The following is a 13,772-nucleotide window of genomic DNA, read 5'->3' on the forward strand; positions in this document are numbered from 1 at the left end:
ATAAGTGGTTTTTTGCGCAAATTTTGAACACGCACTTAAAGATCATTTTGCGAGTATCAAGAAACCTTATGTTCGATTCGCAGCTTGTCCGCCACCATCGCGATGAATTCGGAATTGGTGGGTTTCGACTTGCTGATGTTGATGGTATAGCCGAACAAATGCGAGATGCTGTCGATGTTGCCGCGGGTCCAAGCGACTTCGATCGCATGGCGAATGGCTCGTTCGACGCGGGATGGCGTCGTTTTGAACTTTTCGGCGATAGCCGGGTACAAGGTTTTTGTAATAGCGCCAAGAATTTCGATGTTGTTGTAGACCATCGTAATCGCTTCGCGCAAATATTGATACCCTTTAATATGTGCAGGAACGCCAATCTCATGGATAATGCTCGTAATGTTCGCATCCAGATTTTTGCCTTTGGAAAGCGGAACTACATTCGACTTCAACGTCGTCGAGCTGAAGCTCGAGGATGCCGAATAAGACGTCGAGGATGTTCCAACCAGTTGGCGAATCCGGTTTGCCAGAATATCCATATCGAATGGTTTCAATATGTAATAAGATGCGCCAAGCTGTACCGCTTTTTGCGTAATGTTTTCTTGGCCGAATGCCGTCAACATGATGATCTTGGGCATTGGGGACAAGTTCATTTCCTTCAGTCGCTCTAACACGCCCAGTCCATCCAGATGCGGCATAATAATATCCAATATAAGCACGTCAGGGACGTTGCGGGCCTGCTCAAGATGACGGATTACTTCTTCTCCGTTGTAAGCCACGCCACTTACATGCATATCACTTTGTTCGGATATGTATTCCGATAACAGGTTAGTAAATTCTCGGTTGTCATCTGCCAGCAAAACTTCGATCTTGTGCAAGGTAAGTATCCTCCCTTAAATGTGAATTTGCTGCATCGCTCAGTTGTAACGATCATCAGTTGTCTAACTTAGGTTTTCGACATGACGATTGGAATTCCTTCTGTCGAAAATCTTTTTTCTTTATTTTTTTTCAACTATTCGATATAATTAATAATTTACTTCAAAAATCACTGTATTTCGTCTACTTTCGACAAAACTCACAAAAACAAACGCCTCGAGCGACAGCACTTCAGCTGCTCGAGACGTTCTCATTATGCTGCGTCATCCGCATTCGTCTGTGTTTCTTGATCCAGTACACCAGCATCCTGCAGCATCCATTCGATAAAACATCCGTATCCAGATGTAGGATCATTGACGAATACATGAGTGACGGCGCCAACCATCTTGCCATCCTGAATAATGGGACTGCCCGACATGCCTTGAACGATACCGCCTGTTTTGTTTATAAGCCGCTTGTCGGTAATTTTGATGACCATTCCTTTGGTGGCAGGACCGGATTGTTTGGACACATGGACAATCTGAATGTCATACCGTTCTACCTTCTGGCCATTAACAACGGTCAAGATTTGTGCGGGCCCTTCCTTTACATCCTCCGAGAACGCGACGGGCAATGCCTTGCCGCTAAAGCTATGTCCCGGCTGCTCAGTCATTTTGCCAAAAATACCGAATTGCGTGTTTCGTTCGATATTGCCCAAAATTTTGCCTTCCTTCACAAACTGAGCTCTCTTTTCTCCGGGTTCGCCCGTATGGCTCTTATTGATCGACATCACGCTGGACTCCAAAATTTGGCCTTCGCCAACTTCGATTGGCGTTTGCGTGTCCATATCCGAGATGACATGTCCCAATGCGCCGTACACGCCATGATCCGGAGCATAGAAGGTAAGCGTGCCTACGCCTGCTGCGGAATCGCGAATGTATAGTCCCAGTCTCCAAGCTCGATCCTCTGCATCGAATATGGGATCCAAAACCGTACTGTTCAATTGGCCGCCACGCTTGTAAGTAATTTGAAGAGGGCGCTTGGTGTTGCCATATTCTTCGCATATTTTACCGATCCGATTCACTTCTTTAACAGGCTTGCCATTAATCTGTACGATAAGATCGCCTAATTTCAGTCCCGCATCCTCGCCTGGCGAATGTTTGGCTCCGTCGCCGTCTACAACTGCATGATGACCGACGACCAGAACGCCTGCCGATTTCACTTTAACGCCAATCGTTTGTCCTCCTGGAATGACCCTAATGTCCGGGACAACTTTTACTTTAACGGTCTTAAACGGAATTTTACCAAATAATTTCACTTGCATGTTCGTCTGGCCGCTATGGCTAGGCTTCAATGACAACGGCTTGCTCAAATTAACGGACAGGGAATGCTCGTTGGAACCATTTACATTCAGCATCTGTGGATCTACGGTAACTTCCGCTTGTACAGGAACCCCGTATTGCAGACGTTTCAGTTGGCCGGAGAACAAACGAAGTTCATTCGGGAATGCGGCGAATTGTTGAAACGGAGTGGAGAACCCGATCATGCAAACGAAGAAAACGAGAACCAGGCCAATCATACGTTTCCGCCTGTTGGAGTTCAATGTTTTACACGCTCCTGTCATTCCTTCACATGACGAAAAAGGATTTATCGCCAATGGCGTACCTTTAAGTTACCCCGCCTCCAATGTTTTATGTCCGCAAAAACATTCCCTGAATGCCTTCCATTACGCTCCCTTCAACCCATGGGCCAAATCAAGCATTTCTTGTGCGTGATGCCTTGTTTTATCAGTTACTTCGACGCCTCCCAGCATGCGGGCAAGCTCATTGATACGTGTTTCGTTCGCAAGCTTCGTAACAGAAGTCGCGGTTCTGCCTTCGTTTACGGACTTCATAATTTCGAAGTGATGGTCCGCCATGCAAGCGACTTGAGGCAGATGAGTGATGGAGAATATTTGGCATCTGGCCGACAGCGCCGACATCTTTTCGGCGATGGCTTGAGCGGCTCTGCCGCTGACGCCTGTGTCTACCTCATCGAAAATAAGTACGGGTATTTGATCGATCTCGGCGAAAATGCTTTTCATGGCAAGCATGATCCGTGACATCTCCCCGCCGGAAGCGATCTTATTGAGAGGTTTAAGCGGCTCCCCCGGGTTGGATGACAATAGAAATAGGGCATCATCAATACCGCCGGCATGCAGCTTGACAGGTTTCTCCCCTCTCCCTCCTTCTGCACCGCCATCCAGCGATACGCGGAAACGTGCTGCGGGCATCAACAGTTCCGCAAGCTGGCTCTCAATGGCGCTGGACAACGTAACGGATGCATGACGGCGCAGACTGGACAACTCCTCTGCAAGGCTATAGGCGTGGCGATAGGCTTCTTCCTCCTGCACACGGAACCTGGCGACGAGCTCGTCTCGATTTTCGATCTTGTCACGTTCTGCGGTTATCTTTTTTAAATATTGCAATATATCAGGTATGCTTTCCCCATATTTGCGTTTCAATCCATGAATCAGATCTAATCTTTCTTCGACTGCAGCCAGGCTTTCCGGATCGGAGTCGATATTTTCGCGATAATCGCGCAATTGGAAAGCTACATCCTCCGCTTGATAAAATGCCGATTGAAGCTGTTCCATAAGTGGATCCAATACGGACTTGTCGTAGCTCTGGATATCGGCCAGCTTGGAGATGGACTTGCTGATTGCGTCAAGTCCCTTCCCGCCATAGAGGAGCGTATATGCTTCGGTTACGGCGTCCATCCGCTTCTCGGCATACAAAAGTGTTTTACGTTGCTCCGAAAGAAGCTCGTCCTCTCCAGCTTTCAGCGCTGCCGATGTAATCTCGTCGATCTGGAAGCGATACAAGTCCAGCATCTGTACATTATGCCGAGTCGTATCCTCCAATTCCTTTAGCGCTCCCCTTACTTCAAGAAGCGTAGCATAAGCCCTTTTGTATTGGGTCTTGCGCTCAATCAGCAGATCGCCGCCAAATAGATCCAGCCACTCCAGATGCTGCTCCGAACGAAGAAGGGATTGATGCTCATGTTGTCCATGAATATTAACCAGCGCCTCGCCGATCTCTCTCAGCATCGTCATCGTGACGAGTTGACCGTTGACACGGCTGATGCTCTTGCCTTGCGCCGACAGCTCCCTGCGAATGACCAGCATCTCCTCCGGGGAGCATTGTACGCCGAGTCTGTTCAGGATGGTCCACACCGGATGTTGGACGGGCATATCGAACAATGCCTCCATCTCCGCCTTATCGCATCCGTAACGAATCATATCTGCGGAGCCCCGACCGCCGACCAGCAGGCTGAGCGCATCGATCAGAATCGACTTGCCGGCTCCCGTCTCTCCCGTCAGTACATGGAATCCCTGATGAAATGAAAGATGAACTTCTTCAATAACAGCTAAATTCCGAATCGACAGCTCTCGCAGCATATTCGTTATCCTCCCTATATCATTATTAATTAAGCATCTCCAGCAAACGTTCGGTTACGGTTGCGCTGTGCGGCTTCGTACGGCAAATAATAAGAATCGTGTCATCGCCGCAAATGGTGCCCATCACTTCGCTCCACTCCATGTTGTCGATCAGGCCGCCAATCGTGTTCGCCGTACCCGGCATGCACTTTAACACGATAAGGTTGTCTGTATAGTCGATTCCTGTAAAGTGGTCGACGATGGCACGTTTAAGCTTATGAATGGGATTCTGGCGCCCGACGTCGGTAGGCAGCGAATATTTGTAACGGCCTTCCTCGATAGGCACCTTGATGAGCATAAGCTCCTTGATGTCCCGCGAGATCGTCGCTTGCGTCACCTGCATGCCCGACTCCCTAAGAGCCTCAACCAGCTCCTCCTGCGTCTCGATAATGCCGTTCGTAATTATTTCTCTAATCCTGAATTGTCTGATTCCCTTCATACGTGACCTCCGTGATTGCTTATGTTGTTAGTCGGACAAATGAAATGCGATTTTACGGATCGTCCCGCTCTTCGCGTCGATGTATAGAATACCCGAGCAATCCTGAAGCAGCAAGGCATAGACAAGCAGTTGATCCCTGACGCCGCTGGCCGTCCAGTCCATCGGCTTTCGCTCTCTGGCCGTCTTTACGATATAGGTAAGATCATCCTTGGTTGCCATATAATCGATATATATGCGTGCTCCCGTGCCTAGCGGCGCGTCATCCAGCTCTACCGGTATTGGCACGACATGCTTGGCCGACAATACCTTATAACCGTTGCGATTTAGCAGTTGGACGTTCTCGTCGCCATCCGATACCGCCGCGCCCTTGCCTAACGTGATGCGGTTCATGTTAACCGGAGCATGCAGCCAGCGATAGAAGGAACGATACAGCCACGCCAGCAAAAGCGTGCCCGCTAGCGCCATTATAAACCAATCGCCATACTTCTCCATAGCGTATCACCTCATCAAGACCAATCGGATCACGGAAGCGAACGTTTGTTTGGTCTTAGTTTATCAAACCAAGGGACATTCTGTAAAGAAAAAAGATGCCAAATCAGTAAAACCGATCGGCATCCCTCTACGATGAGCATATGACTTTTATGTTTCAAACCGTTATACCTTAACCTTGAACGTCCGGTTCGCTTCCTCGACCAACGCCAAAATGCGGGCTTCCTTGTCGTCATCGGATTTTTCGTTGACAGCTGCATTTTCTGAAGCCCCGGTCAACCAATAAGCGAGAAATTCGATATTGCCTTCTCCCCCGGTAATCGGGGAAAACGTCAACTCCTGAAGGGCGTACCCCGTCTCCGAAGCGTAACCCAATACTTGCCGAAGAACATCCGCATGAACGGAAGGCTCCCTGACGACGCCGGATTTGCCGACCTTCTCTCTGCCCGCTTCGAATTGCGGCTTGATTAGCGCCACAACTCCCGAACTAGGAGGAAGCAGCGTCGCAAGAGTAGGCAGAATGTGCTTGAGCGATATAAAGGATACGTCAATGCTAGCGAAGCACGGCGGCGGGCCAGTCAGATGTTCCGGCAGCATGTATCTGAAATTGGTTCGTTCCATCACGCCGACTTGAGGATGCTGCCTTAGCGACCAATCCAACTGATTATAGCCGACATCGATCGCATAGACGTAGCTTGCCCCGTTCTGCAATGCGCAATCGGTAAACCCGCCCGTGGATGCGCCGATATCCAGCATAACCTTGTCAGTTAAATCGATGCCGAACAGCTTAATCGCCTTCTCAAGCTTAAGACCGCCGCGGCTGACATAGGGATGAAGCACGCCTTTGACCTTAATGTCGGCGGATCTCGGCACCTTCATCCCGCTTTTGTCCACGGGTTCGTCATCCACTAGCACGAGACCGGCCATTAACGCTTTTTTGGCTTTCTCCCGGCTGTCGAAGTATCCCCGTTCAACTAATAAAACATCAATCCGTTCTTTGGGTGTCGTGGTCATAACTCTCCTTGCCCTTATGCCTGCCCTGTAACGCGTTTCATGCGTCTCGGATTCATGGCGCGGAGCTCAGCGGCGACGTGTTCGGCCGTCAAGCCGACTTCCTCGCGCTGCTGCTCGATGGAGCCGTGCTCCACAAATAGATCCGGCACGCCAATGATGCGAACAGGTACTTCGTAAAGTCCCTTCCGGGAATAAAATTCGAGTACAGAACTGCCGAAACCGCCCAGCTCTGCTCCTTCTTCCAGCACAATGATTCGATTGCCTTGCTCGGCGATAGCAAGCAACAGCTCTTCATCCAGCGGCTTGATGAATCTGGCATTTACGATACCGACCAAGACGCCTTCGCGCTTCATCAGATCGGCCGCTTCCTCCGCCACTCCGATCATTGGACCGATAGCAAGAATAACATTGCCGTCTCCTTCGCGCAGCCACTCCCATTTGCCGATCGGCAGAGGTTCGGGAAGAGCGTCAAGTTCTACGCCAACTCCGTTTATTCGCGGATAACGGACAGCGATCGGACCGTCGTTATAATCAATCGCCGTCTTCATCATGCGGCGAAGCTCATTTTCGTCTTTGGGCATCATAATAACAAGATTCGGCACATGCCGCAGGAACGAAATATCGTATACGCCCTGATGCGTCTCGCCGTCAGGCCCTACGAAACCGGCCCGGTCGATTGCGAAAACGACATTCAGGTTCTGGCGGCAAATATCATGAACGACTTGATCATAGGCCCTCTGCAGGAAGGTCGAATATACGGCGAAAACCGGCTTAAGTCCTTCCAGAGCAAGCGCGGCGGACAATGTTGCCGCATGCTGCTCGGCAATACCGACGTCTATCATGCGATTCGGGAATTTCTCCGCGAAATCAAGCAGGCCGGAGCCGCCAGGCATTGCCGGCGTTACAGCAACAACGCGCTCATCCTGCTCCGCAAGCTGAATAAGCATGTCGCCGAATACCTTTGTATACATTGGTGGTCCGACGGCTTTGACCATCTGCCCGGATTCGATCTTGTACGGAGAAGCTCCGTGCCACTTGTGCGAATCCGCTTCGGCGGGCGAATAACCTTTGCCCTTTACCGTGATAACATGCACAAGTACAGGGCCCGGCATGGAATCCGCTTGCTTTAGAATGTCCAGCAAACCATCGATGTCATGTCCGTCGACGGGTCCCAGGTAGGTCAGGCCGAATTGCTCGAACAAAATGCCGCTTACAAGCAAATACTTCAGGCTGTCTTTGAAACGCTCCGCTGTTTTGGCCAATTTCCCGCCGATTGCCGGAATTTTGTTAAGCAGATGCTGAAGCTCGTCCTTGGCCTTCTGGTAATGGCGATCCGTCCGGATTTTCCCCAAATAATGGTGCAGCGCGCCTACGTTCGGAGCGATGGACATTTCGTTGTCATTAAGAATAACAATCATATTCCGTTTCTCGTGGCCGATATGGTTAAGCGCTTCTAGCGCCATGCCGCCAGTCAGGGCTCCGTCGCCGATTACGGCAACAACGCGGTTGTCATCGCCTTTAAGGTCGCGGGCGAGCGCCATGCCCATTGCGGCTGACAGGGATGTACTGCTATGGCCCGCCTCCCAGACGTCATGCTCGCTTTCGGAGCGTTTCACGAAGCCGCACAGTCCTTTGTATTTGCGCAAAGTATCGAATTGTTCCATGCGGCCGGTCAATATTTTATGAACATAGGATTGATGTCCAACGTCGAAGATAAATTTATCGTCAGGGCTGTGGAATAAAAAATGCATGGCCAGCGTCAATTCGACGACACCGAGATTCGGAGCCAAATGCCCGCCCGTAACGGACAGCTTCTGGATGAGAAACTGGCGGATTTCGCCAGCCAGCTCTTCCAGCTGCGCCACGTTCAATTCCTTTAAGTCCTTTGGTCCGCTAATTTGATCAAGCAGCACATGATTTCCTCGCTTTCGAGGACAGCACGATCGCCGTCCAATGAACGTCTACATTTTACCTATTATAACATAGTTGTCGAATGTGCCAAAACAGACCTCTAATAGAGGTTGTTCAAAAAGTCCGCTTCCGAACTTTTTGAACTTGCACTTCTAGAGCTCCATTAATGGTCGCGATGCACTAAATAATCGGCAATCTGCAGTAATCTGGAAGGATCAGCGAGCTCGGCCTCGATGATGGCGGTTTTCGCCTGTTCGGTGAGACTTGCGACGAGCGACTTGCTTTCCTCCATTCCGATCAGGAACGGATAAGTCACTTTTCTCTGCTCAACGTCGCTGTTCGTCGGTTTGCCCAGCTTCTCGGCGTCGCCAACGAGATCCAAAATATCGTCCTGAATCTGGAAGGCCAGCCCGATATTGCGGCCGTATATCTCCAGAAGCTCCAGTTGGCGGGCATTTGCCCCGCCGATCCTCGCGCCGGACTTTACGGCGAATATGATCAGATCGCTGGTCTTGTGGAGATGAATATACTCCAGCTCGCGTATCGCTGTAATGCCTTGCTCTCCCAACATGTCTGCGACTTGACCGCCAACCATGCCAGATGCGCCTGCCAGGACGGCAAGCTCGCCGGATATAGCCAGTGCCGTCTCTGCCGATACGCCTCTTGCGGCCGCATCTGCCACCAGCTTGAACGCGTGGGTCAACAATGCGTCCCCGGCCAGGATGGCCATGGCTTCGCCGAACACCTTATGGTTCGTCGGCTTGCCCCGGCGGAAATCGTCGTTGTCCATAGCTGGCAAATCGTCATGGATCAGGGAATAAGTATGTATGTATTCTACCGCGCAGGCAACGGTCAAAGCCGCTTCCCTGTCGGAAGCGAATCCGCGAACGGCTTCGGCTGCTGTCAGAACCAACGCCGGGCGAATCCGCTTGCCGCCGGCATCCAGAGAATAATGCATAGCTTCCCTCAGCCTGCCCGGAACATCCCAGCCGGCAGGAAGCGATCCGGCAAGCGCTGCTTGCGTCTCGCTGGCGCTATGCTGCAAATAATCGCGAATTGTAGCTGTTGCATCCCTTGCTTCCAAACGTTATTCTCCTTTATCCTCGCTTGCGGAAGCAAACGTTTTTTTCTGAAAGCCTTGCTCCGACTCAAGCAACAACTCGATTCGTTGCTCGACATGCTCCAGCTTCCCGCCGCAAAGCTGCGACAACCGCATTCCTTCCTGGAATAATTCAATCGCCGTCTCGAGCGGCACATCTCCATTTTCCAAACGGGCTACAATGGATTCCAGACGATCCATTGCGCCTTCAAAGCTTAGTTCTTCCTCTTTCACTGCTGCCACGTGCCTCACTCCCCTTTCACCGATAATACGCGGCATTCCAGACTGCCATCCGACAGCTTGACTGTCACTTCATCGCCTTCTTGCGTACCTTGAACAGTCTTAAGCAGCGTCTTGCCTTCGTTGTCATAGACAAGACCATAACCGCGGGCCATTACCTTTAGCGGACTAAGCGCGTCCAGCTGCCGGATTCCTGCGCCGAGCCGCTGCTTCTTCTCTTTTATTAAACCGGAAGCTGCCAATTCCAAACGGTGAGCCGCCGTCGCCAATCGCTTGGCCGAAAATGCGATGCGTTCGCCGGGGTGTCTGGCGACCAATCCCTTGCCAAGCTTGTCGAGTCTGGCCCTCTCGCGGACGACCACCCGCTCCGTCCGCGAGCGCAACTGCTCCTGCAGCCTGTCGAGACGCTGAGCCTGTTCCAGCAAATATTTGCGAGGATATCGGAAGAACGGCGATCTTCTTGCCCGCTCCAGCCTCTCGGCATCCTTGCGAAGCCGGAGACGCATCGCCCCGTCCAGCCTCTGCTTCAACCGCTCGAGACCTTGTCCGAGCTCCGCCACATGCGGAACCGCCAACTCCGCTGCAGCCGTTGGCGTGGCCGCACGCAAATCGGAGACAAAGTCGGATATCGTATAATCAGTCTCATGGCCGACAGCGCTGATAACAGGAATAGCGGAGTCGGCGATCGCCCGCGCGACGGCTTCTTCGTTAAACGCCCACAGCTCCTCCAGCGATCCTCCGCCGCGACCAACAATTAATACGTCGCATTCGCCGAATCGATTCATCGCTTGTATGGCTTTGACGATAGCAGGGGCCGCTCCCGCTCCTTGCACGAGCACGGGATAGACATAGACCGGGATGATGGGGTATCTTCGCTTAAGAGTCGTCGTAATATCTCTGACCGCTGCGCCAGTAGGCGATGTAATGACTCCGATCGCTTTGGGAAAAGCAGGGAGAGAGCGCTTGCGGGAAGCTGCAAATAGACCTTCCTGATCCAGCTTATCCTTTAACTGCTCAAAGGCCAGATACAAGCTGCCAATCCCGTCCGGCTGCATCGCCATGCAATAAAATTGGTAGTTGCCATCCCGTTCGAAGACGGAAATATTGCCTCTGGCCAGCACCTTGGCACCTTCTCTTGGGATGAAAGGAAGCCTCGCGTTATGCGAGGCGAACATGACGCATTTCAACCGGCTGCCTTCATCTTTGAGGGTGAAATACATATGACCGCTGGAATGATGGGTGAAATTGGAGATTTCGCCGCGCAGCCAGACGTCGCCCAGCACAATATCGCTTTCCAGCTTCATGCGAATGTATTTATTGAGTTCCTTGACGGAGTAAACGCGTGGTTGTGCCGTCATGCGGACTACACCCCGATTCCGTTCGCCCTCTTAGCCGCCTTGATCGTATTGCCCATCAAAAGCGTGATGGTCATGGGGCCAACGCCGCCCGGTACAGGCGTAATGTAGCCCGCCGTCTCCAGACAGTCCTCGTAGTCAACGTCGCCAGCCAGCTTGCCGTCAGGCAGTCTGTTAATGCCGACATCAATTACGACTGCGCCCGGCTTTACATATCGACTGTCAATCGCTTTGGCCTTGCCGATCGCGACAACGAGAATATCGGCTTGTTTCGCGATGCCCTCCATGTCCGCCGTACGGGAGTGGCATACCGTAACGGTCGCATTCTCGCGAAGAAGCAGCATGGCAACCGGCTTGCCGACGATATTGCTGCGTCCGATGACGACAGCGTGTTTGCCTGCGATATCAACGCCGCTGCGTTTGATCAGCTCGATCACGCCTGCGGGCGTACATGGCAGCAGGCTGTCATCCCCGATCGTCAAGTTGCCGACGCTCTCCGGATGGAAGCCGTCTACGTCTTTTGCTACGCTGATCGCGTCAATGACGGATTTCTCGTTAATATGCTTCGGCAGAGGCAACTGAACGAGAATGCCGTTAATCGAATCCTGGTTGTTAAGCTTACCGATCAGAGCGAGCAGAGCCTCCTCTGTCGTTTCGCCCGGCAGACGATGAACTTCGGAGTAGATGCCTAACTGAATGCAAGCCTTTTCCTTGGAACCGACATACACCTTGGATGCGGGATCATCGCCAACCAATACGACCGCAAGTCCGGGAACGATGCCTTTCTCCTTTAGTTCGGCGATTTGTTCCAGCCATTCTCCGCGAATTTGCTCCGAAATCTTTTTGCCATCAATGATATGCGCTCCCATGTCCGTCTCGTCTCCTTTTTCGTTAACCGCCCTAAGCGGATTTATATCGTCTGCCGATTACAATCGCCATCAAGCCTTCAATTCGTCGATTCCGAGCAGAAGCTTGCCCAACACGCCGTTGACGAATTTCCCGGATTCCTCCGTGCCGAAATGTTTGGCGAGTTCGATCGCCTCGTTAATCGCCGCCTTGGGCGGCACATCATCCCTGAACACCATCTCGTAACAGGCCAGACGCAGCACCTGACGGTCTACGCGCGAGAGCCTGTCCACTTGCCAGCCTGTCAGGAACTGCTGAAGCATCCCGTCGATCTCCGACTTGCGGGCGATGACCCCGTTCACGATTTCCCTTGCGAAGTCATCCGTCGAGCCGATCTCCTTGGGATCCGCGCCGAGCTCGTTATCCTGGCGCAGCTCCTCCATGATCATGTCGACGGCCTCCGCAGCCGTTACCTCATTCATTTCCATCTGGTATAGGCTGGATACCGCGATTTCCCTAGCCAATCTCCGTTTCATGCCAATCCTCCGCATCTTTTCTTCCTTAATTATTTGCTCCATGAAAACGATGATCTCCTCCCTTAACGGAAGGATTCGGATACCCGACTTCCGATGAACGGAGGAGACCACTCAATTATCGAAAGGGACGGAACCTGTCCATGATCGTCTCCCATATACGTTGCCATGGAATAACCGGGCCATTGCTCGATTCCTTCTGCTTGCCGAACCAATAACCCGCAAAAACGAGCAACGCTACGAACAGCATGTCCCAGAACCCGAATGCCAAATACACAATACTGCAGAAAAGCCCCGCTGCCGCGCCTAGGATTCGTTTCCAATAGACGCTCCAGATCTCCTTCCACATCGGCCGTCCACCTCTATTCTACGCGACTCTTGAACGTGTTTGCCTGTACCACGTTGGCGATAAATACGGCCACGTTGGATACCGGAATGCCGGTAATGTCTTCGACGTGCTCCTTTACCGCCCGCTGAATGTCCTCCGTCAGAGCCGGAATGGAGCTCTCGCCGTCGATCACGGCGCGAAGCACGATCTCGAGACCCGAATCGGACGCTCTCACGCGCGCGCGCAATTCCTTTACGCCGCGCTGCTTGGACGCCGTCTTTAGCGCCAGGTTCTCGATTGTCTCGATCGAGATTCGAATATCGCCGAACTCCGTGCGCTGATCGATGGATTGCGCCGACATGGAGCCGCGATGCAGCGACAGAATGAAGAACCGGAAGCTCAGGAGCAGAATGACGATGCCGGCGATGCCGGTGCCGATCTGTATGCCGTTGGACCGATAGAACTCCGTTAACAGATCGCTCAGCATCCTGCTTGTCAGCCACCCGAAGCCGAGACTCATAAAGAATATGGATATAACGCCGACGATCAGACTGTAAAGAAACAACAATAGCTTGTCCACAACTTTGATCAATGCAGCCAATCCTCCCGTCTGAGCGAATGAAAACCCCCTGGCCGATCGGCATGCCCAATCACAAGGGGGTTGTACAAATGCATGTATGCTTTTTTATTTGACCCGATTATGGATATCCTCATCATCCGGTCTCTCTGCCGACTTGAAATGTACGTCATGAATATGTACGTTCACTTCTACAACGTTAAGGCCCGTCATCATCTCGATAGAACGCTTGACGTTGTTCTGGATGCCGGACGCGATCTCGGGAATCTTATGACCGTATTCCACGATGATGGACACGTCCACGGCCGCTTCGCGCTGACCAACCTCCACCTTGACGCCCTTGGACAGATTTTTGCGACCGAGAAGCTCCGCAATTCCTCCAGCAAAACCTCCGCTCATGCCGGCTACGCCTTTTACTTCGATGGCGGCAAGCCCTGCAATCACTTCAATGACCTCGGGGGCAATCTGAATCGTACCGATTTCTGTTTTCTCATAATCCGCGGCGATCGTACTCATGTTCGTTGTACACCTCCCTAAAGTTGCGCGCGGCCCGGCGAAAGCCAAGCCTTATGTCGCATCTTATTTCTATACTATAACATTAGGCAATAATTATGACA

15 protein-coding genes are annotated in these 13,772 nt (G+C 51.9%); all 15 read right to left on the reverse strand.

The window, feature by feature from the left end; translation table 11 throughout:
* Positions 1–56 precede the first annotated feature (56 nt).
* Entirely contained in the window at positions 57–869 is an 813-nt protein-coding gene (spo0A, locus tag KJW29_RS11800) for a sporulation transcription factor Spo0A (RefSeq protein ID WP_087567073.1), read from the reverse strand.
* A gap of 251 nt (positions 870–1,120) precedes the next feature.
* Positions 1,121–2,449: a SpoIVB peptidase gene (gene spoIVB / locus KJW29_RS11805; protein WP_214629914.1), complete on the reverse strand. Its 1,329-nt coding sequence runs from the start codon at positions 2,447–2,449 to the stop codon at positions 1,121–1,123.
* A 123-nt stretch (positions 2,450–2,572) separates the two neighbouring features.
* Complete coding sequence (gene recN / locus KJW29_RS11810; RefSeq protein WP_214629915.1) at positions 2,573–4,285, reverse strand: DNA repair protein RecN; 1,713 nt, start codon at positions 4,283–4,285, stop codon at positions 2,573–2,575.
* Between the two features lie 25 nt (positions 4,286–4,310).
* Positions 4,311–4,763, reverse strand: coding sequence for a transcriptional regulator AhrC/ArgR (gene ahrC / locus KJW29_RS11815; RefSeq protein WP_087567076.1), 453 nt, complete (start codon positions 4,761–4,763; stop codon positions 4,311–4,313).
* A gap of 27 nt (positions 4,764–4,790) precedes the next feature.
* Positions 4,791–5,255 carry a hypothetical protein gene (locus tag KJW29_RS11820; RefSeq protein ID WP_087567077.1) on the reverse strand — a complete coding sequence of 155 codons (465 nt, stop codon included), beginning with the start codon at positions 5,253–5,255 and terminating at the stop codon, positions 4,791–4,793.
* 162 nt (positions 5,256–5,417) lie between these two features.
* Positions 5,418–6,266, reverse strand: coding sequence for a TlyA family RNA methyltransferase (locus tag KJW29_RS11825; protein ID WP_214629916.1), 849 nt, complete (start codon positions 6,264–6,266; stop codon positions 5,418–5,420).
* 14 nt (positions 6,267–6,280) lie between these two features.
* Complete coding sequence (gene dxs / locus KJW29_RS11830) at positions 6,281–8,179, reverse strand: 1-deoxy-D-xylulose-5-phosphate synthase (protein ID WP_214629917.1); 1,899 nt, start codon at positions 8,177–8,179, stop codon at positions 6,281–6,283.
* A gap of 161 nt (positions 8,180–8,340) precedes the next feature.
* Positions 8,341–9,261, reverse strand: a complete 921-nt coding sequence (locus KJW29_RS11835) for a polyprenyl synthetase family protein (protein ID WP_425517524.1) — start codon at positions 9,259–9,261, stop codon at positions 8,341–8,343.
* Positions 9,262–9,264: 3 nt separating this feature from the next.
* Positions 9,265–9,519: an exodeoxyribonuclease VII small subunit gene (gene xseB, locus KJW29_RS11840; protein WP_373271260.1), complete on the reverse strand. Its 255-nt coding sequence runs from the start codon at positions 9,517–9,519 to the stop codon at positions 9,265–9,267.
* A 5-nt stretch (positions 9,520–9,524) separates the two neighbouring features.
* Positions 9,525–10,874 carry an exodeoxyribonuclease VII large subunit gene (gene xseA, locus KJW29_RS11845; protein ID WP_214629918.1) on the reverse strand — a complete coding sequence of 450 codons (1,350 nt, stop codon included), beginning with the start codon at positions 10,872–10,874 and terminating at the stop codon, positions 9,525–9,527.
* A gap of 5 nt (positions 10,875–10,879) precedes the next feature.
* Positions 10,880–11,740, reverse strand: coding sequence for a bifunctional methylenetetrahydrofolate dehydrogenase/methenyltetrahydrofolate cyclohydrolase FolD (gene folD / locus KJW29_RS11850; protein ID WP_214629919.1), 861 nt, complete (start codon positions 11,738–11,740; stop codon positions 10,880–10,882).
* 69 nt (positions 11,741–11,809) lie between these two features.
* On the reverse strand, positions 11,810–12,253 hold the full coding sequence (gene nusB, locus KJW29_RS11855) for a transcription antitermination factor NusB (protein ID WP_087567300.1): 444 nt from the start codon (positions 12,251–12,253) through the stop codon (positions 11,810–11,812).
* Between the two features lie 115 nt (positions 12,254–12,368).
* Positions 12,369–12,599 (reverse strand): DUF2273 domain-containing protein, encoded by a 231-nt coding sequence (locus KJW29_RS11860; protein ID WP_214629920.1) that lies wholly within the window; start codon positions 12,597–12,599, stop codon positions 12,369–12,371.
* Between the two features lie 13 nt (positions 12,600–12,612).
* On the reverse strand, positions 12,613–13,170 hold the full coding sequence (amaP, locus tag KJW29_RS11865; protein WP_214629921.1) for an alkaline shock response membrane anchor protein AmaP: 558 nt from the start codon (positions 13,168–13,170) through the stop codon (positions 12,613–12,615).
* A 93-nt stretch (positions 13,171–13,263) separates the two neighbouring features.
* The gene (locus KJW29_RS11870; protein ID WP_214629922.1) at positions 13,264–13,671 is read right to left on the reverse strand and encodes an Asp23/Gls24 family envelope stress response protein; all 408 of its coding nucleotides are present in this window, start codon (positions 13,669–13,671) and stop codon (positions 13,264–13,266) included.
* Positions 13,672–13,772: the final 101 nt, after the last annotated feature.

The organism is Paenibacillus agaridevorans, from assembly GCF_018604145.1.
Lineage (GTDB): Bacteria > Bacillota > Bacilli > Paenibacillales > Paenibacillaceae > Pristimantibacillus > Pristimantibacillus agaridevorans.